We start from the raw sequence: 22,061 nt of genomic DNA, 5'->3' as shown, positions 1-22,061 counted from the left end.
CATCATCAGCCACACTGCCCGGCCCCACCGCACCTCGACACACAGTCAAACACCCACACACCCAACAGCGTGACAACGCCGATCGACGGGTTCATCGCCTACGGCATCCGGGCACTCCTGGTCCTCCGCGACGCGCCCCTGCGCGCCCGGCTCTACGTTTGGACCCTCTTCGGCACGGCCACCGCTGCCAGCATCTGGGCCAATGCCCTCCACGCGGGCAGGCTCAACGAGGAAGCGGGCCCACCCGCGCGCTGCCGGCCTCGGCGCCCCGGCCGCCCACCTGGGCTTCCTCGGCCTGGACGACGACGGGGACGATCCCGTGGTCGTCACTGGCTTCAAGGCCACCCGCGCCCGCAGGCTCACATCTGCCGAGAAGGAGGCCAACTGGGTCCTGGCCGCCGGACGCGTCCCCGTCGAACGCGGCTTTGCCCACCTGAAGAACTGGCGGATCCTCACCCAGCTCCGTAGTGACCCCGCCCTCGCCACCCACCTGTTCCGCGCGCTGCTCGTCCTGACGAACATCGAGGCCGCTACCGGCAATTGATGTCTGCCGCAGGTAGCCCACGATCAGCACATGCCCCCGGAAAAGCGTCACCGGGCCGGGATCGGCTGAGTGAGGTTCACCGGGTTGCCGTCGGGGTCCTGGATGTGGGCGACGCGCTGTCCCCACGGCATGTCGTTGGGGCCTCCGCTGACCGAGCCGCCGAGCGCCTCCACCCGGGCGAGCGTCTCGTCGACGTCGTCGACACCGATGCTGAGCAGGATCCGCGGCGCCGCCCCGGTCTCGGGGTCCGCCTTGGCCACCAGCCCGAGGTCGGTGTCGCCGATGCGCAGGCCGAGGTAGAAGGACGGGCCTTCCTCCGGTACCCGGAAGATCTCCTTGGCGCCGAACAATTTCGTGTAGAAGCCGAGCAGAACGTCCTGGTCGGCAGTCAGGATCACGGGCTGGATGGTGGACATGGCACTCCTGTCGAGAACGGTCGTGTCGCTGGGTAGACCGTAGGAGGACGGTGAACTCATCGGCAAAAACCACCGCGCCGGACGATCGACAGCACGGACTGCCGCCCACGACCAGCACGAGCACCTCGAAACGAGGTCACGGCACCCCGCTGACCAGCTACTTCAAGATGGCGGAGTTTCAGGTGTCACCGCCAGGCTCCGCAACGAGTGGCAGTGCATTGCGACAGAGGCCCGAGGGACAGATATCGCATAGCACGGCCCTCGGGGATCCTCATGCGACTGGACAGGGTTGGTGCACCGGCCAGGGGAGAGCGTTGCATGGCAAACGAGATGGTGATTGCGGCATCGGTGATTTTCCGGGGGAACGCCGGGCCGCGGGTCGTCGCACAAGCCGTCCAGGCCGCGCCCGAGGAACCTGCGTCGCCAGGTGCGGACCGTGTCCGGGGTGATCCGCAGCCGGCGGGGACACCTCCATGATGGAGTGGCCTTCAGCGCACTCCAGCACGATCCGTGACCGCTGGGCCAGAGCCTGGGCCGTCGTCCGGCGACGTAACCAGCCCTCCAACACAGCCCGCTGGGCATCAGTTACCGACAACGGCGGAATCTTCGGACCCGGACGACTCATGCCCGACTGACGACGAGTCTCTGACTCAGGTCACTAGGGTGCACCGGTTCGTGCCTGGACACGGTACGAACCTCTCGCGCAGCCCGTGATCCGCCAACCGCCTTGCTCGCGCGCCGACTTCACATCAGTCACGCCGTGCACGGACAGCTTCGGCGCGGCCGAGCCGGGGAACCACACGTCGAGGGTGCACGAGCGTGCGCCCTTCGCCGCCGTGCCGCTGAACTTCAGCGTGTGCCGCGAGCTGGAGAGCGCGTCCAGGGTCCCCGGTACGGCCCGCGGATAGGGCCGTACCACCAGGTCCTTGACCCCGGCGGCGGGCGGCAGGGTGTCGCCGGTGGCGCAGTCCTGCTGGACGTAGTTACCGGCCGCCGGGGACGTGGTGCTCGACTCGGGGCTGCCGCAGGCCTGCTTCCACACCCAGAAGGCGCCACCCATCCGGTACGCGTCCGCCTCGTCCTGGAACCGCTCGGCCAGGGACTGCGCGCGCTTGCCCGTGAACGGGAACCAGCCCCACTCGCCGCTCCACATCGGCATCCCGTACGCCTTTGCCTGCCGCTCCGCCAGCGCGAAGCCCCGTTCGACGGAGACGAGGGTGATGCCGAGGGACTGGTCCATGGTGATCGACTCGTTGTACAGGTGCGGGGCGAACACCGTCCACGGGTCGTCGGTGAAGCCCGGCAGCGGCGTCGCGGCGAAGCCGAGCCCGGACCACAGCACGCTGGGTTCGAGGAAGGCCAGGTGGTGGAAGCCGCCCGGCGTCGCGTTCTCCGCCGCGCGGATCGCCTTCAGCGCCCGGTCGTAGTACGCGCCGAGCAGCACCGAGCTGTCGGTGCTCGCGTCGTCACCGAACCCCGGCTCGTTGTAGAGGCCGTATCCGGCCACCGCCGGATTGTCGGCGAAGGTGCGCGCGAGCAGGGCGAGGGTGTCCACGAGGTGGCCCTGGATGCCGTTGGTGTCGTGGTAGAAGTTGCTCGCCGCGCGCTGGACGGCGGACGTGGTGTCCCGGTCGAGACCCTGGCAGCGGGAGAGCCCGTCGGTGAGCGTCGCCCAGGCGGGCGCGCCGTCGAAGCCCGGCAGTGGTGTCGCGCACGCGCTGCTCTTTGTGCCCGCCGTGTAGCGGGAGTAGGCGTCCTGGTGCATGTCGATGTCGGTGTACATGCCGTACTCGGCGGCCCAGGCGACGGCCCGCTCGATGCGGGCGAGGTAGGACTGCGACCAGTGCCCACGGGTCGGTTCCAGGCGTGACCAGTTGACGTTGAGGCGTACGACGTCGAAGCCCGCGGCGGCCATCTGATGGAAGTCGTTCTCGGTCAGCGGGAGCACCCTCTTGGCTCCGGACCGGCCGTTCGTGCCGTAATCGTTGAGCTGGTTGACGTTCACGCCGCGCAGCAGCACCTGACGGCCGTTCGTGTCGACGATCGTCCGGCTCCGCACCGTCAGTGCGGGCAACTCCTGCGACCCGGTGGCCCGTGCGGCGGCGCTCACCGTCGCGGTGCGGTCCGGCGCCGCGGTCAGCAGATTCCCTGCGACGACGGCGAGCAGCACCAGGACCGCCACCAGCGGCAGGCCTGTTCGTGGGTTCGTACGTATCTGTGGCAGGCGGCGCAGGAGCAACTCGGCCGGGGCGAGGGCCCACCCGAAGGCCAGGCCGAGCGCGAGCCCCGCACCGACCGCCTGGCCTGCCATGGGTATCGCCGCAAGGTCGCCGCTGCCGGACACGGCTGCGACGAGTCCGTCGACCGCGCCGACCAGTGCGCCCGCACCGAGCGCGCAGACCCAGCCGCCGACCAGGAGTCCGGTCCCCCGCGCCTGGGCGAAGCGCCGCTCGCTGCGCACTTGCAGCGCGATCGCCACCGCCGTCACCAACACGGCTGATATCGCCGGCAGCTGGGCGGTCAGGCCCGTGGATATCGAGGCGGCGGGTGAGGAGGAGGCCAGGGCGCCGAGCAGCAGCAGTCCGGCAGGCAGGGCGGTCAGCAGGGTCCGGGCGACGATCGGCCGGAGGTCCTGCCCGGCCGCCGGCTCTCCTGGCGGCGCCGCACGCCGGAGCACCAGTACCGCGACCAGGGCCGGCAGCCAGCCGAGCAGCGCCGTCCGCTCGGCCACCAGTCCCGCCGACCAGAGGGCGACCGGCAGGAAGTCCGTGCTGCCGCTGTGCACGGCGACCCCCACGGTGTCCGCAACGGCCTGCCCGAACCGGGCCAGGGCGCCCGCGAGGACACATACCCCCCAGACCCGGAGGAGTACCCGGCCGCGCCCGGTGCCCGGCCCGGCGGTGCGTACCGTCGCCAGCGTTCCCGCGTACGCCACCGCGGCCAGGACCGGCAGGAACACCAGCCATCCGGCCAGCGACCACAGTCCGTGCACGGCCCCCGCGCGCAGCGTCTGAGCGCCCACCGGGGCGAACAGGCCGGTCGGATCCGCGTACGCGGCGACGAGGCACAGTGCGGTGAACGAGACGGCGGTGGCTGCCGCCACGGTGTGGTCCTGGTACCTGGCACGGGGCATCGGGCGATCGTATGACACCGTCGGGCGCGCCAACCGGCCTGTGTTGATCACGAGTTGATTAAGTTACCGACGGGTTGGACCGGGCCCCGGCGTGTGCGGGACCCCTTGCCACCGGATGCTGATGTTCGCTCAGGTGGCGCTACGAGGTGTTCGCCACCAGCCGCGTCAAGGACAGTGAGGACGGTAAGGACAGTGAAGACGGTAAGGACGGTGGGGCGTGGCCCCACTGCCGGGTGGGAGCCGCGGTACCCAGGGCGGACGCGAGTCCGAAGTGACCGCGATCGGGATCCGGATCGGGTCGACAGGCTGGTGCGGTCGAGCGCGTCGTCCTGCGTCGGGCAACCCGACTCTTCGCACTGTCGCCCCGCTCCGTTGCGGAACCGGATGGCGTAGGGGTGTGCGCATCCGCCCTGCCGTTTACAGCTGCAGGTCTTGAAGAAGCTGCCCATCCCACGGATGAGTTTGGTCGCCACGTTCGCCACGTGCACCGCTCCGGCCATGTGTTCAGGCCCGAGTCGTACCGAGGAGCGGCTGTCGGCGTCGGCGGCCGGGGGACGGCGCTGGTCGGCGGTGGCGCCGCCCCCCCTGTTTGCCGTCTGCCTCAGGACCCGGAGCTGACGGGACCGGTACCGCAGGAGACGGCCCTGCCCGCGTAGGCGCCGATGTTCGGGGCGCCGGTGGCCGGTACGGTGTTGCCGTAGTAGTCGCGCCCGCCGTTGCCGGTGATCGCGGCTCCGGTCTTCAGTGCCTGGGATCCGGAGCAGAGCCGGTAGCCGGTGGCGTGGGCGCGGTCGGCGGCGGTGCCCGGTGCCTGCAGCAGCGGGTCGGTGGTGATCCCGGCGCCGGCCGGTGCGCCGGTCACGTTCGACAGGTCGTTGTGGTCCAGCGAGTAGCCGCCGCCGTGCAGGTTGACGGAGGCGGAACCGCTGCCGGTCTTGACGACTGTGTTGTTGCGGAATGTGACGTTGCGCAGGGTGGTGTTGTTCTCCTGGATCACGGACTGGCTGACACCGGGGCCGATGTAGATGGTGTTGTTGTAGACGTCGGCCGACTCGATGGTCCCGCTGCAGTTCTCGAACCCTCGGTAGGAGTCGTTCTGGCTGATGTTGTACCGGACCACGGCCGTGCGCAGGATGCCCGTCGCGTTGCACAGCAGGAAGAATCCGCCGGCGTTGTCGTGGCTGTAGTTGTACTGGAAGACGGTCCCCACGGTGCCCTGGTCGATGTCGTAGGCCATCCCGTCCAGGGTGGTGGTGCCGCCGCTCGTGTCGTTGTACTGGAAGACCGCGTTGTCCGAGTCGTAGGGCCACATTCCGGCGTTGTAGCCGCTGGAGCGCTTGTGGAAGCCGGTCAGGGTGTTGTGGTCGATCAGCGCGCCGGTGGTGTTGCCGGGCACGATGCCGTCGCCGCCGATGTCGGAGAGGTGGTTGCCGCTGATGGTGACGTTCGGCCAGGGGATGAAGGTACCGGCGCTGGGTCCCTCGAAGCCGGACCGGTTCCAGGACGAGACGAAGAAGACGCCCTCGCGGTCCACCGTGCGGATGGTGTTGTTCCTGATGGCGACCGTGTCGAAGGAGGACGGCGTGGTGGTTCCGCTGACGGTGAAGTAGATGCCGCCACTACCGGACAGGCCCTTGGTGTCGTCGCCGTTGACATCGTGGATGTTCAGGTTCTCCAGCACGATGTGGTGGGCGGTGCCGTAGTCCGAGAGTTCGACCGACACTCCGCGACGGTTGCCCTGCGTCGCCGCTTTGTTGGTGATCTCCAGATTGCGGATCTCCCACCACTGCTGGTTGTGCAGCCGTACCGCGGCGGCTGCACCGTCACCGGCCACCAGTGGGTCGGCTCCGGTGCCGTAGGTATTCACGGTGATCGGTCTGCGAGCGGCCCCGGAGCCCTGCGGTGCCAGGGTTCCGGCACAGGTGGTGCCGCGGTTGAGCAGGATGCGGTCGCCCGGCGCGAACACGGTCGCATCGACCTTGTCCAGGGACTTCCAGGCTGTCCTGGGCGAGGTGCCCGCGCCTGTGTCGCTGCCGCCCGAGCAGTCGAGGTAGTAGGTACGGCCGGCGGCAGCGGCGGGCCCTGCCGGGAGAACGACGCCGAACAGCGAACCACAGAGGGCGCCGGCGAGGAGAAGGGAACGGACGCGCATGAGAACCTCCCGTTGAGGGGGAACGTGAGAGCCTCCGGCGGCAGGCGCGATGCGGTCAGCCGCTCCGACAGGTGGGGGGCTGATCGGTGCTGTGCAGGCGGCCGGGGCAGGGCAAGTGCATCGCACCCATAACTGGGTGTCAATAGGTGATTGAAAGAGCGTCAAAATAAGCATGAACAAGCAGATTTGATGCAGTCGGCTTCCGAATCGGGAACGTGCGAGAGGGACGAAATCGGGACCGAACTCGTGGAGCACCCGTGAATACCCTGTGGAAGTGATGTCAGTGGGTCCCCTTATGCTGCACCCCGACGATCACGCGGGACCAGGGGAGGGCGCGGCATGTTCGGCAAGCTGTTCGGTAGGAGTGGCGAGAGACCGGCGGCGGATCCGCACGCCCTTCCCGTCACACGCAGGCAGAAGGGCGGCACGTACAAGGTGCGCGCGCTCGGGGACGCGCGGGTGCTCGCCCTGGTGGAGGCGGCCGACGCGGGTGACTGGGAGGCGGTCAAGACGGCGCTGGCCCCCTTCGACCTCGGCCGCGACCACCAAGTTCTCAGTGAGCTGGCCGACTTGGACGGTGTGCAGGACTGGATCGGCCGGGCCGCCGAGGAGGACAAGGAACACCGGGCGACGGCCCTGCTGATATCCGGGGCCCGTCACATCAGCTGGGGCTGGGAGGCGCGGACCGCCGCGCAGGCCGTGAACGTCTCTCGGGAGCAGTGGCGAGTCTTCCACGAGCGGCTCCACATCGCCGAGGAGCAGTTGTTCGAGGCCGCCGAGTTGCGGCCGGAGTGGGTCGCCCCGTGGCGCCGCCTCCTCACCTCCGGCCGTGGCATGTCGTTGGGTCGCCTCGTCAACGAGACCCGGCTCGACGCCGCGCTGCGCCGCGACCCGCTGGATCTGGAGACCCGCGTCGAATGGCTGTCGCAGTTGCAGCCCCGCTGGGGCGGCGAGCCGGGCCAGGCCCTGGCCTTCGCCCGTGATGCGCTCGCCCGCGCACCGCAGGGGCACCGGCTCGGCTGTGTGATCGCCGTGGCGCACATCGAGGACTGGGTCGAGTCGGACACCGAGGACGTCCTCGAAACACCCAGGATCCAGACGGAGTTGCGGGCCGCGGCCGACCACAGCATCCTGCACCCCGCTTACGTACGGCGCCCCGGATGGCAGCACGACTTCAGCATGTTCGCCATGGCGCTGTCGCTGGCCGGTGAACGCCACACGGTCCGGCGCGTCTTCAAGGCGCTCGACGGCGCGTACACCGGAGGGCGGCCCTGGACCTATTTCGCGGAACCCGAGGAGCAGTTCGCCCGCCGCCGCCGCGCCTGAGCGCCCGCCGCCATCGCCGCCGCTTGAGCGGCGCCCGCCGCGCCGATCCCCACCGCCACCTGCCGCCCCTCCCACTTCCGGACTTCCTGATGACTCTGCCCGACACCGCCCCGAACCCGCCCGCCGCCGACCGCACCTTCCAGGTGGATCTGCGCGGCCTCGTCGACCTCCTCTCCCACCACCTCTACTCCAGCCCCCGCGTCTACCTGCGTGAACTCCTGCAGAACGCGGCGGACGCGCTGACCGCCCGGCACGGCATCGAGCCGGACGCACCCGCCGACGCCTTCGGTATCCGCCTGTACGCCGACGGTTCGGTGGTACGCGTCGAGGACGACGGCGTCGGTCTCACCGAGGCCGACGTGCACACCTTCCTCGCCACGATCGGGCGCAGCAGCAAACGCGCGGAGCGGCTGGCCGAGCAACGTGGCGACTTCATCGGCCAGTTCGGGATCGGCCTGCTCTCCTGCTTCCTGGTCGCGGACGAGATCCACGTACTGAGCCGCTCCGCCCGCGCCCCCGACGCACACGCCGTGGAGTGGCGGGGGCGTGGCGACGGCAGCTACACCGTCCGTACCCTGCCCGCATCCGCCTGCCCCCGGCCCGGTACCACCGTCACGCTGACGCCGCGCGCCGACGCGGGCGAGTGGACCGGGCCGGTGCAGGTACAGGCGCTGGCCCGGCACTTCGGTTCCCTGCTGCGCCACCCGGTGGCCTTCGACGACGGCACGGGCGGTGCGGGTGCGCCCGTGAACCCTGAGCCCGCACCGTGGGCACGTACGTACCCCACTCCCGGAGCCCGTTCGCGCGCACTGGCCGCGTACGGCGAGGAGGTCTTCGGGTTCACACCGCTGGACACCATCGAGCTGGACCTGCCGGCCGTGGGCCTCAAGGGCATCGCGTGTGTGCTGCCCGAGACGGTGCCGGCCGGGCGCCGTCACGGCCATCGCGTGCACGTCAAGGGCATGCTGCTGTCCGCGCAGGCCGAGGAGATCCTGCCCGAGTGGGCGTTCTTCGTCCGCTGTGTCGTCGACGCCGAGAGCCTGCGCCCGACGGCGTCCCGCGAGTCCCTGTACGAGGACGACACGCTCGCCGCCGTCCGCGACGCCCTCGCCGAGCGGCTGCGCGCGTGGATCGCCCGCGCCGCCGCCAGCGACCCGGACCTGCTCGCCCGCTTCCTCCAGGCCCACCACCTGGCCGTGAAGTCGCTCGCGGTGCACGACGACGAGATCCTGCGGATGCTGCTGCCCTGGCTGCCGTTCGATACGACCGACGGGCACACCACCCTCGACGAGTTCGCGCGCACCCACCGCACCGTGCTCGTGACGTCGAGCGTGGAGGAGTTCCGGCAGGTCGCGGCGATCGCCTCGGCCGCCGGGCTCGGCGTCGTCAACGGCGGCTACACGTACGACCGTGAACTGGTCCACCGGCTGCCCGAGATCAGGCCCGAGGTCAGCGTCGCCGACCTCGACCCGGCGACCCTCACCGCCCACCTCGACCCCGTCGACCGGGAGACGGAACTGGCCGCCGTGGCCTACCTCGCCCTGGCTCGCGACGCCCTGGCCGTCTTCGACTGCGACGTCGCACTGCGCACCTTCCAGCCGGCGTCCGCGCCGGCCCTCCTCGTCGACAGCCGCGAGGCCCGGCACGAGCGCACCCGCTCCCAGCTCGCCCGTGAGCAGGAGGGCGGCCTGTGGGGCGACATCCTGGGCGCTCTGCGCCAGGAGGCACCGCGGGCCCAGCTGATCCTCAACCAGCTCAACCCCCTGGTTCGCACCGCCGTCGCCATCGACGAGCCCGAGCTGGCCCGCACCAGCGCCGAAGCCCTCTACGGGCAGGCCGCGCTGCTGTCCCGGCGCCCGCTCAGGCCCGCCGAATCGAGCCTCATCAACCGCTCCTTCCTCGACCTTCTCGCCCACGCCCTCCGCAAGGACAGCTGACGATGCCGACCGCACCCCATCCCCAGAGCACGGACGAGCTGTACCAGGCGCTCCAGGAGAACGACCGGCGCCCCTACGGCCGCACCCGCACCGTCACCGCCGAGGAACTCGTGGAAGCCGCCGAGCAGTTCGGGGATCCCGTCCCACTCGTCGACGCGCTCCTCGAACTCCAGGAGGCGTACACCTACGGCTCCGAACCCCGGAAGTCGCCCGTCGTCTTCGCCCGCCTCCTCACCTTGTTCGACGAGCAGCCCGACGTCTTCGACGAGCGTCGGCGCCGCACGCTGCTCTGGCGGTTCAAGTGGGTGGCCAACGCTCTGCGCGCGCTGCCCGAGATACCGCTGGCCAGCCTGCGCCAGTGGCTGACGGAGATGCGCGACCGGTACGAGAAGGCCGACCTGGGCCTCCAGCCGTACTACGGACAGGCGTACCAGCTCGCCGCCCATGCGGGTGAGGACACCGCCCTCGCCTACGAGCTGTGGGCGGGCCGGCCCCGGACACCGCTCAGCGACTGCGAGGCCTGCGAGATCTGCGAGCTGGCCCTGCACCACCTCGCGGCGGGGAACGACGAGCGGGCGCTGGGCGCCTGGGAGCCCGTCCTGGCCGGGAAGGAGTCCTGCCAGGAGGAACCGGCCCGCTCCATCTCGTACGCGCTGCTGCCCCTGCTGCGCTCCGGCCGGATCGACCGGGCCCGCGAACTGCACCTCGCCGGGTACCGCGGCTGTCGGCGCAACCCCTCCATGTCCGGGGAGGTCGGCCGGCACCTGGAGTTCTGCGCGCTGACCGGCAACGAGGCACGCGGCCTGGAACTGCTCGCCGAGAACCGGAGCCTGTTCGACGAGGTGGACTCCCCGCTGGACATGTTCGACTTCGTCACCGGCGTGGAAGTCCTCCTCCAGCGCGTCGAACACCTCGGCCACGGCGAACTGCCCACCGCCGGATACGGGGGCCGCACCTGGACGGTGGCCCGCCTGCGCGCCGAGGTACGGGACCGCGCCGACGACCTCGCCGCCCGCTTCGACGCCCGCAACGCAACCACGGCGCACACCGACCGCCGCAGGGCCCGCCTCGACCGCGCCCCGCTCCTGGACGCGCTGGAACTGACCCTGCGCCCGCGCAGCCTCGACGACGTGACCCCGGCCGCCCCGGTGGCCGCACCCGCAGCCCCTACGGCCGCCGTACCGCAGTCGCTGCCCGAACTCATCCGCCAGGCGCGGGAATTGAACGAGCAGGGGCACCCGGGCGCAGAGGCCTGCTGGGCGCAACTGCGCACGCTCGTCTCCGCCGGCGACTACACCCACCCCGACGACCCGGCCGTGGGCCCGCTGGTACAGCTGCGCGCGGACCTGCTGACCGACGAGGCGAGCCGGGCGGACGAGAAGGACGACTTCGCCGTCGCCGCCGCACTCCACGAGGAGGCCGCGGGCCTGTACGACGACGCCGGTGCGCCGGGCGACGCGGCCCTCGCCCGCGCCTACGCCCTGCTTGCTTCCGCCGAGATCCCCGCCGGGATCCCGGCGGAGGGCGGCGACGGAGCCGAGGCGAAGGCCGCCGCGCTGACCGCCGCCCACGCGTCCATGGTCCGCCTGCACGAGGAGACGCCCGGCCTCGCCCCTCACCAGGAGGCCCGCCTGCTGCGGCTGCGGGCGACCGCGCTCGGCATGCGCCTGCAGACGTCGGGGAGCGAGGAGCACGCCGCGCCGGTCTTCGCCGAGGCGGACCTGCTGCACGCGTTCGCCACCCGGCACGACATCGGCGCGCAGATCTCCGGCGCCCTGCTGCTGCGGACCAGCGCGCACGCCATCTCCGGCGACCTGCCCGCCGCGGTCACCGAGATCGACGGCGTCCTCGACCGGCTGAAGGCGCACGGCCCCGCCTGGCACCTGCCCCGCACGCTCGGACTGCGTGGCCGGATCCAGCTCGGCCTCCGGGACGCGCAGGCCGCGCACACGGACCTGGCCGAAGGCCTGCGACTGGCCGCCGACTGGCCGGCCGGTGTGGTCGACTCCACCCGCCTCCACGGTGACCTGGCCGAGACCTGCATGCATCTCGGTCGCCCCGACGAGGCCGTGCGGCACCTGACGCGCTCGGCGGAGGTGTACCTGCGCCGCGGCAGCCGGACGGAGGCGTTCTGCGCCTACAGCAACGCGGCTCAGCTCTGCCTCGACCTGGGCCGCGTCGAGGACTGCATCGCCCTGCTCGACTCCCTCCTCACCGAACCGGACGTCGACGCCGGAGAGTTGGACGACCGGCTCGTCGCCCAACTGCGCCTGACCCGCGCCCGCGCGCTGCGCGCGGGGGAGGACCTCAAGGTCGCCGTGGCGGAGTTCGTCGCCCTCGCGGCCGAGTCGGCCGACTGGGACGACGACCCGGGGAGCCACGCCATGATCGCCGCGGAGACGGCCGTACTCCTCGCCGAGTCCGGCGAGTTCGGCCGGGCCCGCGAGGCCGCGGACCAGGCACTCGCCGCCCATGCGCGGGTCCCGCGCTTCGAGGTGCTCAGCAACTGCCTGCGCGAACTCGCCCGCCTCCAGGCCGAGAGGCAGGGCCCCGACGGCCTGGCCGACGCCCTCGCCCACCTCGACGACGCAGGCCGGATCGCCGACGAGGCCCGCGGCGCCGCGTACGAGGCCCCCGGTCGTTCCCTGGACACCGCCCTGGCCTACGAGCACGGGCGGGTCAATGCCTACGCCGGTGAGTACGAGGACGCCCTTTCCGCCCTGGAGAAGGCCCTCGCCCTGCTCGGTGAGCCGGGGCCCGAGGAGGACCGCGCAGGCGAGTGGGCCGAGTGCGTCCGTCTCGCGGGTGCCGTGGAGGGCATCTACCTGGAACGCCCCGCCCCCGCCCTCACCCGCCTCGACGCGGCGGTCTCCCGCCTGACCGCCCTGGGCCACACCGAGGAGACCCGGCCGCTGACCTCCCTGGCGGCCCGGCTGCGCGACGAGGAGTGACGCTGCGGCCCCAGGCCCCACGCTGCGTTGCGTTGCGCACACTGCACCGCGTCGGCACACCGTGGCGCGCGGTGCAGTTCAGCCCAGACCGACCGGATGGACGAAGGTGCCGGGGCGGGGGGTGCCGGAGCGGTCCAGGACGGCGCCGCCGTAGGGCCGGCCTCCCGCTCAGGAGGGTGCGCCGGCCTCGTAGGTCCCGTACCGAGGCAGTCCGGTCGGCTCGTACACCTGGGCCACCACTCCGCTCGGGGTCGTCTCGGTGCTCAACAGGTGCAGCCCGGCCTGCACGCCGTGGTCCGGGAACAGCCGCCGGCCACTGCCCACGAGCACCGGCGCCACCATCAGGCGTACCTCGTCGATCAGACCCGCGGCCAGCAGGGATGCGCCGAGGCGGGCACTGCCGTGGATCTGCAGCTCACCTCCGGGCTGCCGTTTCAACTCCGCGACCCGGGCCGGTACGTCCCCGGAGAGGATCGTGGTCGGCTCCCAGCCGGCCTCGGTCAGGCTGTGTGAGGCCACGTACTTCGGCAAGCCGTTGAGCTTCGCGGCGATCGGGTCGTCCGGGTCGTTCATCGCCGGCCAGTCGCGCGCGAAGTTGTCATAGGTACGGCGTCCGAACAGGAACGCGTCCACGCCGCCGATCCAGCCCGTGACGATCCGCATGAACGCGTCGTCGAGGTGCGGAACGAGCCATCCTCCCCGGGTGAACCCGTCGCTGGTGTCCTCCTCCGGAGACCCCGGACCCTGCGCTACTCCGTCCAGCGACAGGAACTCCTGCAGAACCAACTTCACAGTGCACTGCCCTTTCTCGGTTCCGAGACGCCTGCCGCCCCGGTTCAGTGGAGACCGCCCGATGTGCGGAAACTCATCGGATGAGGTCGTTTCAACCTCATCCGACGTCGTACGGCGGTGACGATTCAGCCGGTGGCTGGGGCGGCTGGGTTCGCGGTACCGCGCCGTGTGACTGCCCACAGGAAGAGTGCGAGAAGGCTGATCCCAGCGCCGAGGGCGCACACGGCTGTCCAGCCTGCCACTGCGTAGAGAGTTGTCGAGGCGACCGCGCCGGAGGCGCTGCCGATCGAATAGAAGACCATGTAGCCGCCGATCAGTCGGCTCCCCGCCTCCGGGTGCAGTGCGTAGATCAACGTCTGGTTGGTGACGTGGACCGCCTGCACGGCGAGATCGAGGACGATCACGCCGACGGCCAGTGCCCAGAGCGAGTGCCGGGTGAACGCCAGGGGCAGCCAGGAGACGGTGAGCAGGGCCAGGCCGAGGCCGGTGGTCCGCTGGGCGAAGCCGCGGTCATTCAGCCGGCCGGCCGCGGTGGCGGCGAGGGCGCCCGCGGCTCCGGCCAGCCCGAATGCTCCGATTTCGGTGTGGGACAAGGAGAGCGGGGGCGCGCTGAGCGGCAGCGCGACACTGCTCCACAGTGCGCTGAAGGCGGCGAAGATCAGGAGGGCGAGCAGGGCCCGCACACGAAGGAGGCGCTCGCGTGCGAACAACGTGAGGGTGGAGCGCAGGAGTTGCCCGTATCCCTCGGGTGCCGACGGGGCACTGTTGCGGGACGGCAGCAGGCGGTACAGGGCCAGGGCGATCACGCAGGTGAGAACCGCCGAAGCGAGGTAGACGGAGCGCCAGCCCGCGAGGTCGGCCAAGAGGCCGGACACGGTGCGGGCGAGCAGGATGCCGGTGACCACGCCGCTGGTCACCAGGCCGACGACCCGTCCTCGCTCCTCGGGCGCAGCGAGGGAAGCGGCGAAGGCCACCAGCGTCTGGGTGACCACCGCGAGCAGCCCCACGGTGGCGAGGCCCACCAGCAGGAGCGTCGCGGTGCCGGCGGTGCCGACCGCCGTCAACGCCGTTGCCAGGAGGAGGAGTTGCACCGCGATGAGACGTCTGCTGTCGAGCAGGTCTCCCAGTGGCACGAGGAAGAAGAGTCCCAGCCCGTATCCGATTTGAGTCAAGGTCACGACTGCGCCGACCGTCGCCGTACTGATCGAGAAGTCGTGGCCCAGCGTTACCAGGAGCGGCTGCGCGAAGTAGACGTTGGCCACAGCTGTTCCACAGGCCACGGCGAAGAGGAGGGTGACTCCTCTGGACAGCCTGAACCTGGACGTCCCTGTGCTCGGTCCCGCGGCCTCTGTCGTCATGACCCCGCGATCTCTTTCCACGTGAAGCTCCCTCGTGACTGGTTTCATCTTGCTACCAGATGGACCGTAGTCCGATCTGGTAGCATGTTGCAACCAGCTTGAGGTGGAGAGTGACATGGTGGAGCGAACGCGCTTCGACGACAGCGACTGCCCCGTCGCGCGATCGGTCGACACGATCGGCGACTGGTGGTCCTTGCTGATCGTGCGGGACGCCTTTGACGGCAGCCGCCGCTTCGGGGAGTTCCAGCGCAGCCTCGGCGTGGCGAAGAACATCCTTGCCACGCGTCTGCGCTACCTGATCGCCGTCGGAGTCCTTGACACGGCGCCTGCGTCGGACGGCAGCGCCTACCACGAGTACGTACTGACGACCAAGGGCAAGGGCCTTTTCCCCGTCATCGTCGCGCTGCGCCAGTGGGGCGAGCAAAACCTCTTCGCCCCCGACGAGTTGCACTCGGAGATGATTGACCGCCGACAGGGGCGTCCCCTGCGTACGTTGGAGGTCCACTCCGCGGACGGGCGGCGACTCGACGCCGACGACACCACCGTGAACAAGGTCGGTTGACGGGGGGGCGAGCCTTTGGAGGTTCCGCGCTTGACCGCGGGCGACAAGTTCCTGCTCCGTCCTTGGCAGCTCGACGATCTGCCTCTCGTGCGGGAGGCATCGAGCGATGACTACATCCCGTTGATCACGACCGTTCCTGCGGTGTACTCGCAGGAGGCGGGCGGAGCCTTCGTCCGACGCCAGTGGGAGCGAGCGTCTACTGGCAGCGGCTTCCCCTTTGTCATCGTGCGGATCGAGGACGGGCGCCCGCTCGGAATGCGGCCGAGGCCTCGCCGCCGTTGTCCACTGGGCCTTCGGTGACCTGCAGATTCCCCGTCTTGAGTTGTATGTCGAGCCGTGGAACACCGCCTCGGCATGAACGGCTGAGCGTGTGGGTTTCCGGCGTGAGGGGCTGCTCCGCAGCTGGCAGCAGGTGGGTGAGGAGCGCCGGGACAGGTTCATGTATGCGATGACGGGTGTCGATCTGTCCTGGCCGGCCGCCGGCCGCCGGCTGACTTCGGCGGCGTGGCGGCCCAGCCGCCGGCGGCGGCTCGCTGTCGGTTGACGGTGATCCGGGAGAGGGGCGGCTACTCCCCGGCGAGCCCACGCAGGCCCTTCCAGGCAGGCTGACGCAGAATCCCGTCGCGCGTGCGTTCGGCGTAGTGGACCTCCCCCTGCAGGAGGGGCAGCACCCAGTGGATGCCGGGTGGGGGCCGTGGCGCACCGGCCATGAAGGGGGAAGCGTCAGTGGCGGCCGTCCTGAGGAGCGGAAGCAGGAGACCGCGCGCGGCGGCCGACAAACCGGAACCGACGGCGCCGACGTAGCGAAGGCCGTCGGCTTCGGGGATGCCGACGAGCAGGGACCGCGGCTCACCGCGGAGGTCGGCGGACCAGCCGCCGATCACGACATCGGCCGAGGGGCGGAACTTGATCTTCACCCAGTCCGGGGACCGGCGACCGGGCTGGTAGCGGGAGGCCAGGCGCTTGACGATCACGCCTTCCATCCGGCGTTCACGGGTCCACTCGATGCCGGCCTGCACGTCCTCGACCCATACGGGCGGTACGGCGACCTGGCCGTCGTCGGGGAGGTCGAGGCGCTCCAGCAAGCGGCGCCGTTCCAGGTACGGCCGTCCGGTCACCGGCGTACCGCGATGCATCAGGATGTCGAAGATCATGAATGTCACGGGGGTTCGTGCTTGTGCGGTCCGGATCCGGGCGGGTCCGGCGAGCCCCATTCGCAGCTGGAGACGGCCGAAGGACGGTAACCCTGTCGAGTCGAGGGCCACGACTTCGCCGTCCAGGACAAGGGGCGCCTCGGCCACCAGAGCGGTCACCGCTCCCAGCTCCGGGTACCGGGCGGTGGCGTTCGTCCCGGAGCGGCCGTACGCGGTCACCACGCCGTGCGTGTCAACGGCGGCGAGCACCCGCATACCGTCCCACTTCACCTCCGCCGCCCACCCGCGCAGATCGGCGGGCGCGGGCCCGTCGCTCGCCAGCATCGGAGCCGGCCGGCCCGGCTGCCGGTCACTGGGGCGGTGGCCAGGCATCCGGTCCGCCGCCGTGCCATTCGATCAGCGACGTCGTCGCGACGAGCTCCTCGTCGATGCCTTCCAAACCGGCCCTGCGCAGGGCGTCGGCGACATCCTTCCGGCTGCGGGCGACGCCGAGGACTTCGGTGCCGGCGCGCACGCGGCGGCCCCCGGACGGATCAGGCGGATACACGATGACAGGCACTGGCATGCTTCCAGCGTGCTCCTGCTCCGGCATTCCAGCACCCGGGGGAGGACTGCCCGGTCCGGGACCACCCGGCCGGATGAGACACCCGGCAGGAGAACCCGATGAGGCTGTCCGCTCCGGAAGTCGAGGTGGGCGCACACCTGCCACAGCACCTCCCGGTCCGGCAGGCTTCGGTCACCGCTCTGGCGACGCGGGCTGGCCGCGGAAGTAGCGACCGCACGACGACGCCCCGCCCACCAGGGACGTTCTGCGCTGTGGCTCGGTCACACCTCCCCGCGCAGTCCTGCCGCCCATCGTGCGAGCGTCGCGAAGTCGTCCGGGAGCAGCCCGAGTCGGGGACTGACCCAGTGCAGGAGCGCGGGGCTGTCGCCATGAGCAGCCACCCAATCGCGGTCCACCGGTCCCAGCTCGTCGTCGACCCAGGCGAAGGGACGACCGGCGGCGTACGCGACCAGGGCCTGCGTCTTCCAGTGCAGTCGGGTGTCGGTCTGCAGGCTCGCGCCCGGCCAGTCGACGAACGGGAGCTCCGGCAGGCCCAGCTGCGGGCCGATCCATTCGTTCGCCTCGTTCATCCAGGTGGTGGCCCAAACCAACTGGTAAGGCAGCGCGAGGAGTTGCTCGCCATGGCGGTGGTCGAGCCAGACCCGCAGCGGCTTGGTGGACGGATCCTCCCACCCTGTCGGCCGCATGCGGTGTGTGACGTACCCCTGCGGGCGCTCGTGCGGCGCGGCCCCGTAGGGGTTGAGCGGTCCGTCGACATCCAGGAAGAGCAGGGGCCGGGTGCTCTCGTTGTCCGTCATGACACCCCAAGGTAGTTCCGTATCGGGAAGGGCGCGGCGGTCGGCCGGGAAACGCGTGCCCCTTCCGGCCGGCCCGACCGCGTCCTGTGCGTTCTCCTCTCACTCGCTCCGACTGCGGCGGCGCTGGTACACGGTGACCCGGCGGCCACGCGCCTCGGTTTCGGAGCAGCGGACGAAGTGCGCCCGCAGGACGCGCTGTTTGGCCCGGTCGCGATCGGTGAGGGCGGACGGCGCGCTCGCGTCGCTGACGACGACGATCCGGTGCACGGCCAGCATGGCGGCCGTTATCTGTTCCGGGGTGCCCTCCACTCCGTTCATGGTGCCGGACTCCAGCGGGCCGCGGACCAGCACCAGATCTCTGATCCCGGTGAATTCCTCGGGCGAGACCAGGGCGGTGTGAGGGGAATGCCGAACAGCAGCCGGACGATCCCGATCACGTGCAGCACGTTAGGCGGCGGGCGGGATCGGGGTCGTCCCCTGCGCTGACGACCCGGCGGGTCCGCCGCAGGGACTACGGCGGACCCGGGCACAGCCGTTGGGTGTAGTTCTCCGGTGCCGCACGGCCGAGGTGCCGCACGGCCGAGGTACCGCACGACCGCGGTGTCGCCCGGCCGTGCGGCACCCGCGAGGTGGGTCAGCGGCGGGCGGCGCCGGGGGACGCCGGGTCGGGGGAGCGAGGCAGGCCCTGACCCGGGAGTGTGGCGCGGTGTGTGGTCAGTCCGCCGCCTCCAGGTGCCGCCAGCGCACCGGATCGCGGGCATCGCCGCCGGGCCTGGCCGTGGGCAACGGGCCGTGATCGGCGCAGTCGAGGACGAGGGTTTCGTTGCCGCCCGGCTGGAACTCGTACCCGACCCGGTCCAGCCGCGACGGCACCCCCAGGCCGTCGAGGGTGTCGCGCAGCCGGTCCAGCGCGGCGTACCGCAGGTCGCTGGTGTGCAGCACGACCGGGAAGAGCCGCACCTCACGGCGGGCCACCCGGACCAGTTCGAGCAGCGCGCTCAGGTGGAACTCCTCGCTCAGCTGCGCCCCGTAGGAGAAGAGGAGGTGAGAACTGAGTACGAGGTCGAAGGAACGGTCGGGGAAGGGGAGTTGAGGCAGGGTGGCTTCGACGTAACGGTCCGGACGGGCCGCGATGTCGGTGGCGAAGGCGCGCGCGGACCGGGCCCGCAGCCGCGTGTACCGCTCGGCGTCACCGAACCAGTTCCACACGAAACTCGACGCGTGGTCCGCCACGTACCGATGCTTGTGCTCGATCTCCTGCTGCGCCAGTTTCCCCAGCAGATGACGTTGCGGACCGTACTGCGGATCGACCGCGACGACATCGGTGCCCCGGGCCCCGGCCTCCGCCGCGAAGCTCGCGGCCCCGCCGGGGCAGTCGAGGATGCGCAGGCCGAGGTCGTCCTCCGAGAGCGCGAACATTGCCCGGTACTCGTCGAAGGAACGTGCGCTGATCAGCATCGCGTCACCCCCGCCCGATGTACGGCATCGTCGTGGGCAGGACCGTGAGGAACTGCACGTTGGCGTCCGGTGGCATCGACGCCATCAGCAGCAGGGCCTCGGTGAAGCGCTCCACGGGAATGGTCTCCTCCACCGCCATCGTTCCGTCGGCCTGCATGGCGGGCGGCTGCGGGCTGCCGTCCACCGGGGTCACGTTGCCCACGTCGATCTGCCCGCAGGAGATGGTGTACGGGCGGCCGTCCAGCGACAGGGCCCTGGTCAGACCGAGCACCGCGTGCTTCGCCGTGGTGTAGGCGATGGCGTTCGGGCGGGGTGAATGGGCGGACGGCGCACCGTTGTTGATGATTCGCCCGCCCTGCGGGGTCTGGTCGCGCATGACGCGGAACGCCTCCTGCGCGCACAGGAACGTTCCGGTGACGGTGGTGTCCATCACCCGGCTCCAGTCCTCGAACGTCACCTCCGCCACCGGCCTGCGCGGTACGGCTGCGCCCGCGTTGTTGAACAGCAGGTCCAGCCGGCCGAAGTGGTCGCGTACGGTCCCGAAGAGCGCCGCGACCTCGGTCGGGCTGCTGATGTCGGTGGGCACGGCGATCACGCGCTCCGGACCGGCGCCCGACAACGCGACGGTCTCTTCGAGCGTTTCCTTGCGCCGGCCGGCCAGCGCGAGCGACCACCCCTGGTCCAGCAGGGCCAGCGCGGCGGCCCGTCCGAGGCCGCTTCCGCCGCCGGTGACGACACCGATCCTTCCGTGGCCGGTCACCGCTCGTTCATCCACGCGCGCAGGATCCGGCGGGCCTCCGGACCGGGGACATCGACGTAGGGTGAACGGCCGTGCAGCACACGGCTGTTGCGGATCATCAGCAGATCTCCCGCGATCAGTCGGAGCCCGAAGGCGATCTCCGGGCGGTAGAGCACCTCGTCCAGGTAGTCGAGGGCTTCCAGCTGCCGGGCGTCCAGGTCCGCGGACGCCCGTACCGTCCGGGTCTGGTAGTAGCAGCCGATGGTCCCGTCGTCCTGTGTGAACAGGATGGGGGTGACGAGGATCTGCCGGCCCGCACGGCCGGTCCGGTCGAACGTCCACTCCTCCTCGAGCAGGGCGAGCAGGTCCGGCCTCTCACGTTCGATGATGTCGTGGACGTGTCGTGCACTGGCCAGCTTCGTGTTGCCGCCGCCGTCCGCGGCAGGCTGGAGGCAGAGCAGGACGAGCAGGTCGCAGGTGTCGCAGTGGAAGCCGAGCTCGGTGGCGCCGTCGCCGTCGCGGTCACGCAGGATGGTCCACAGGTCGCCCTGGGCGTTCTGCGGTACGGCCCTGCCCACCTCGTCCAGGATGAACGACAGGCTGGTGATGAGGTCGGCGTCGGACGCGTCCGGGGAGATGAGGTTGCGGACGCGTGCGAAGCCCACGGCGTCCAGGCTGCGCCGGACGGACGAGCGTACGGCCGCGTACGCCGCCTCGCCCTCGTCCCAGCGCTGCGCCAGCGAGTCGGTCCACAGCAGCCGCCGGTCCTCGTCGGTCATCGACAACGACCACACGTCGGGTGCGGACTCCAGGTACTCGCTGGTCCAGCCGATGCCACCGATCGTGGTTCCGGTCATGGGGTGATCAGTCCTTTCGGGAGCCGTACGGGAGTTCACCGGGTTGCCGTGGCGACGGCGTCGGCCCACAGCCCGAGCGCCTCGCCGATCTGCTCGCCCGTGACGACCAGCGCCGGGAGCATCCGTACGACATTGCTGTGGACCCCGCAGGTGAGCAGCAGCAGACCGAGATCGGCGGCGGCGCGCTGGACGCGCTGGGCGGTCCCGGCGTCGGGGGAGCCGTCGGGCCGGCAGAACTCGCTGCCCACCATCAGGCCCGTCCCGCGGACATCGGCGACGGCCGGGGCATCGGCGGCGGTCTTGCGCAGGCCGTCCACCAGCAGACGTCCCTGTTCGGCGGCGTTCGCCACCAGGCCCTCGTCGCGGATCACGTCGAGAGTGGCGAGCGCGGCGGCGCAGGCCACGGCATTGCCGCCGTAGGTACCGCCCTGCGATCCCGGCCAGGCCCGGCTCATCAGCTCCGTGGACGCGGCGATCGCGGACAACGGGAAACCGCTGGCCAGGCCCTTGGCGGTGATCACCACATCCGGTACGAGCCCCGGGGCGTGCTGGTGGGCCCAGAACGCGCCGGTCCGGCCGAAGCCGGACTGGATCTCATCGACCACCAGCAGGATCCCGTGCCGGTCCGCACGCTCCCGGAGCCCCGCCAGGAAGCTCGGTGGGGCAGGCACGAAACCGCCCTCGCCCAGGATCGGTTCGACGAACATCGCGGCGGTCTCGGCGGGTGCGCTGACGGTGGCCAGCACACGGTCGAGGCCGCGCAGCGCGTGCTCGGCCGCTTCCTCGTCGCTCATTCCGAGCCGGAAGGCGTACGGGAAGGGCGCCACCGCGACCCCGGGCATCAGCGGCCCGATTCCGGCGCGGAAGCGGGTGCCCGCGGTACTCATCGCCGCCGCACCCATCGTGCGCCCGTGGAACGAGCCGTCGAACACGATCACGTTCTGCCGGCCGGTGGCCTGCCGGGCGAGCCGCAGTGCCGCCTCCACCGCCTCGCTGCCCGAGTTCAGGTAGAACACCGAGTCCAGACCGGTGGGCAGCACCTCGCCCAGGCGTTCCGTCAGTGTGAGCAACTGGTCGTGCAGCACGGTCGTGTACTGCCCGTGGATCAGCCGGCCCGCCTGCCGTTGTACGGCTTCGACGACCCGGGGGTGGCAGTGACCGGTACTGGTCACGCCGACCCCGGCGGTGAAGTCGAGATAGCGCCGGTCGTCGGCGTCGTAGAGGTACATCCCCTCCCCTCGGGTGGCGATCACGGGCGTGGCCTGCTTCAGGACCGGGGAGAGCTGGGTCATGGCTTCACTCCTGAGGTGGGGCGGTGGG

At 70.9% G+C, this 22,061-nt stretch carries 18 protein-coding genes; 5 read left to right on the top strand and 13 right to left on the bottom strand.

The window, feature by feature from the left end; genetic code table 11:
* Positions 1 to 202: 202 nt before the first annotated feature.
* Positions 203 to 544, top strand: coding sequence for a transposase family protein (locus tag NBY69_RS10795; RefSeq protein WP_250300388.1), 342 nt, complete (start codon positions 203 to 205; stop codon positions 542 to 544).
* Positions 545 to 591: 47 nt separating this feature from the next.
* Here the strand turns inward: NBY69_RS10795 and NBY69_RS10790 are convergent, their stop codons facing one another.
* The 3 genes from NBY69_RS10790 to NBY69_RS10780 all read right to left on the bottom strand — a co-directional run bounded on the left by NBY69_RS10790 (position 592) and on the right by NBY69_RS10780 (position 6,245).
* Complete coding sequence (locus NBY69_RS10790) at positions 592 to 960, bottom strand: VOC family protein (RefSeq protein WP_250300386.1); 369 nt, start codon at positions 958 to 960, stop codon at positions 592 to 594.
* A gap of 658 nt (positions 961 to 1,618) precedes the next feature.
* A complete protein-coding gene (locus NBY69_RS10785; RefSeq protein WP_250300384.1) occupies positions 1,619 to 4,093 on the bottom strand; it encodes a glycoside hydrolase family 5 protein in 2,475 nt (824 codons plus the stop codon).
* Between the two features lie 601 nt (positions 4,094 to 4,694).
* Positions 4,695 to 6,245, bottom strand: a complete 1,551-nt coding sequence (locus NBY69_RS10780) for a right-handed parallel beta-helix repeat-containing protein (RefSeq protein ID WP_250300383.1) — start codon at positions 6,243 to 6,245, stop codon at positions 4,695 to 4,697.
* A gap of 339 nt (positions 6,246 to 6,584) precedes the next feature.
* Between NBY69_RS10780 and NBY69_RS10775 the strand changes: the two genes are divergently transcribed.
* The 3 genes from NBY69_RS10775 to NBY69_RS10765 all read left to right on the top strand — a co-directional run bounded on the left by NBY69_RS10775 (position 6,585) and on the right by NBY69_RS10765 (position 12,459).
* Entirely contained in the window at positions 6,585 to 7,571 is a 987-nt protein-coding gene (locus NBY69_RS10775) for a hypothetical protein (protein ID WP_250300381.1), read from the top strand.
* Between the two features lie 89 nt (positions 7,572 to 7,660).
* On the top strand, positions 7,661 to 9,508 hold the full coding sequence (locus NBY69_RS10770) for an HSP90 family protein (protein WP_250300380.1): 1,848 nt from the start codon (positions 7,661 to 7,663) through the stop codon (positions 9,506 to 9,508).
* Between the two features lie 2 nt (positions 9,509 to 9,510).
* Entirely contained in the window at positions 9,511 to 12,459 is a 2,949-nt protein-coding gene (locus NBY69_RS10765; RefSeq protein WP_250300378.1) for a hypothetical protein, read from the top strand.
* Positions 12,460 to 12,627: 168 nt separating this feature from the next.
* Here NBY69_RS10765 and NBY69_RS10760 read toward each other — a convergent pair whose 3' ends face one another.
* Positions 12,628 to 13,251 (bottom strand): dihydrofolate reductase family protein, encoded by a 624-nt coding sequence (locus NBY69_RS10760; RefSeq protein ID WP_250300376.1) that lies wholly within the window; start codon positions 13,249 to 13,251, stop codon positions 12,628 to 12,630.
* A 125-nt stretch (positions 13,252 to 13,376) separates the two neighbouring features.
* A complete protein-coding gene (locus NBY69_RS10755) occupies positions 13,377 to 14,609 on the bottom strand; it encodes an MFS transporter (RefSeq protein WP_250300374.1) in 1,233 nt (410 codons plus the stop codon).
* Between the two features lie 115 nt (positions 14,610 to 14,724).
* Here NBY69_RS10755 and NBY69_RS10750 point away from each other — a divergent pair, with 115 nt between their 5' ends.
* A complete protein-coding gene (locus tag NBY69_RS10750; RefSeq protein ID WP_250300372.1) occupies positions 14,725 to 15,171 on the top strand; it encodes a helix-turn-helix domain-containing protein in 447 nt (148 codons plus the stop codon).
* Between the two features lie 566 nt (positions 15,172 to 15,737).
* Here the strand turns inward: NBY69_RS10750 and ligD are convergent.
* From ligD to NBY69_RS10710, 8 genes are all read right to left on the bottom strand, one after another.
* Positions 15,738 to 16,649, bottom strand: a complete 912-nt coding sequence (gene ligD / locus NBY69_RS10745; protein WP_250300371.1) for a non-homologous end-joining DNA ligase — start codon at positions 16,647 to 16,649, stop codon at positions 15,738 to 15,740.
* 25 nt (positions 16,650 to 16,674) lie between these two features.
* Positions 16,675 to 16,890, bottom strand: coding sequence for a hypothetical protein (locus NBY69_RS10740; RefSeq protein ID WP_250300369.1), 216 nt, complete (start codon positions 16,888 to 16,890; stop codon positions 16,675 to 16,677).
* Between the two features lie 260 nt (positions 16,891 to 17,150).
* Complete coding sequence (locus tag NBY69_RS10735; RefSeq protein ID WP_250300367.1) at positions 17,151 to 17,687, bottom strand: hypothetical protein; 537 nt, start codon at positions 17,685 to 17,687, stop codon at positions 17,151 to 17,153.
* Between the two features lie 99 nt (positions 17,688 to 17,786).
* Positions 17,787 to 18,005, bottom strand: a complete 219-nt coding sequence (locus tag NBY69_RS10730; protein ID WP_250300365.1) for a hypothetical protein — start codon at positions 18,003 to 18,005, stop codon at positions 17,787 to 17,789.
* Between the two features lie 396 nt (positions 18,006 to 18,401).
* Positions 18,402 to 19,145, bottom strand: coding sequence for a methyltransferase domain-containing protein (locus tag NBY69_RS10725; RefSeq protein ID WP_250300362.1), 744 nt, complete (start codon positions 19,143 to 19,145; stop codon positions 18,402 to 18,404).
* 4 nt (positions 19,146 to 19,149) lie between these two features.
* Complete coding sequence (locus NBY69_RS10720) at positions 19,150 to 19,920, bottom strand: SDR family oxidoreductase (protein ID WP_250300361.1); 771 nt, start codon at positions 19,918 to 19,920, stop codon at positions 19,150 to 19,152.
* Positions 19,902 to 20,741, bottom strand: a complete 840-nt coding sequence (locus tag NBY69_RS10715; RefSeq protein ID WP_250300359.1) for a TauD/TfdA family dioxygenase — start codon at positions 20,739 to 20,741, stop codon at positions 19,902 to 19,904. Before NBY69_RS10715 ends, NBY69_RS10720 begins: the two co-directional genes overlap by 19 nt.
* 35 nt (positions 20,742 to 20,776) lie before the next feature.
* Positions 20,777 to 22,033, bottom strand: coding sequence for an aspartate aminotransferase family protein (locus NBY69_RS10710; protein WP_250300357.1), 1,257 nt, complete (start codon positions 22,031 to 22,033; stop codon positions 20,777 to 20,779).
* Positions 22,034 to 22,061: the final 28 nt, after the last annotated feature.

This window comes from Streptomyces sp. A 4/2, assembly GCF_940670765.1.
Taxonomy (GTDB): domain Bacteria; phylum Actinomycetota; class Actinomycetes; order Streptomycetales; family Streptomycetaceae; genus Streptomyces.
Note: the sequence above shows the minus strand (reverse complement) of the source record. Positions and strands in the feature narration are given on the sequence as shown.

Excerpts from the sequence above, each read along its gene's own strand:
- NBY69_RS10770 (WP_250300380.1), top strand. The coding sequence starts at position 7,661 with ATGACTCTGCCCGACACCGCCCCGAACCCGCCCGCCGCCGACCGCACC.
- NBY69_RS10755 (WP_250300374.1), bottom strand. The coding sequence starts at position 14,609 with ATGACGACAGAGGCCGCGGGACCGAGCACAGGGACGTCCAGGTTCAGG.
- NBY69_RS10790 (WP_250300386.1), bottom strand. The coding sequence starts at position 960 with ATGTCCACCATCCAGCCCGTGATCCTGACTGCCGACCAGGACGTTCTG.
- NBY69_RS10795 (WP_250300388.1), top strand. The coding sequence starts at position 203 with ATGCCCTCCACGCGGGCAGGCTCAACGAGGAAGCGGGCCCACCCGCGC.
- NBY69_RS10710 (WP_250300357.1), bottom strand. The coding sequence starts at position 22,033 with ATGACCCAGCTCTCCCCGGTCCTGAAGCAGGCCACGCCCGTGATCGCC.
- NBY69_RS10780 (WP_250300383.1), bottom strand. The coding sequence starts at position 6,245 with ATGCGCGTCCGTTCCCTTCTCCTCGCCGGCGCCCTCTGTGGTTCGCTG.
- NBY69_RS10735 (WP_250300367.1), bottom strand. The coding sequence starts at position 17,687 with ATGACGGACAACGAGAGCACCCGGCCCCTGCTCTTCCTGGATGTCGAC.
- NBY69_RS10715 (WP_250300359.1), bottom strand. The coding sequence starts at position 20,741 with ATGACCGGAACCACGATCGGTGGCATCGGCTGGACCAGCGAGTACCTG.
- NBY69_RS10765 (WP_250300378.1), top strand. The coding sequence starts at position 9,511 with ATGCCGACCGCACCCCATCCCCAGAGCACGGACGAGCTGTACCAGGCG.
- NBY69_RS10725 (WP_250300362.1), bottom strand. The coding sequence starts at position 19,145 with ATGCTGATCAGCGCACGTTCCTTCGACGAGTACCGGGCAATGTTCGCG.
- NBY69_RS10775 (WP_250300381.1), top strand. The coding sequence starts at position 6,585 with ATGTTCGGCAAGCTGTTCGGTAGGAGTGGCGAGAGACCGGCGGCGGAT.
- NBY69_RS10740 (WP_250300369.1), bottom strand. The coding sequence starts at position 16,890 with ATGCCAGTGCCTGTCATCGTGTATCCGCCTGATCCGTCCGGGGGCCGC.
- NBY69_RS10785 (WP_250300384.1), bottom strand. The coding sequence starts at position 4,093 with ATGCCCCGTGCCAGGTACCAGGACCACACCGTGGCGGCAGCCACCGCC.
- NBY69_RS10750 (WP_250300372.1), top strand. The coding sequence starts at position 14,725 with ATGGTGGAGCGAACGCGCTTCGACGACAGCGACTGCCCCGTCGCGCGA.
- ligD (WP_250300371.1), bottom strand. The coding sequence starts at position 16,649 with ATGCTGGCGAGCGACGGGCCCGCGCCCGCCGATCTGCGCGGGTGGGCG.
- NBY69_RS10730 (WP_250300365.1), bottom strand. The coding sequence starts at position 18,005 with ATGAACGGAGTGGAGGGCACCCCGGAACAGATAACGGCCGCCATGCTG.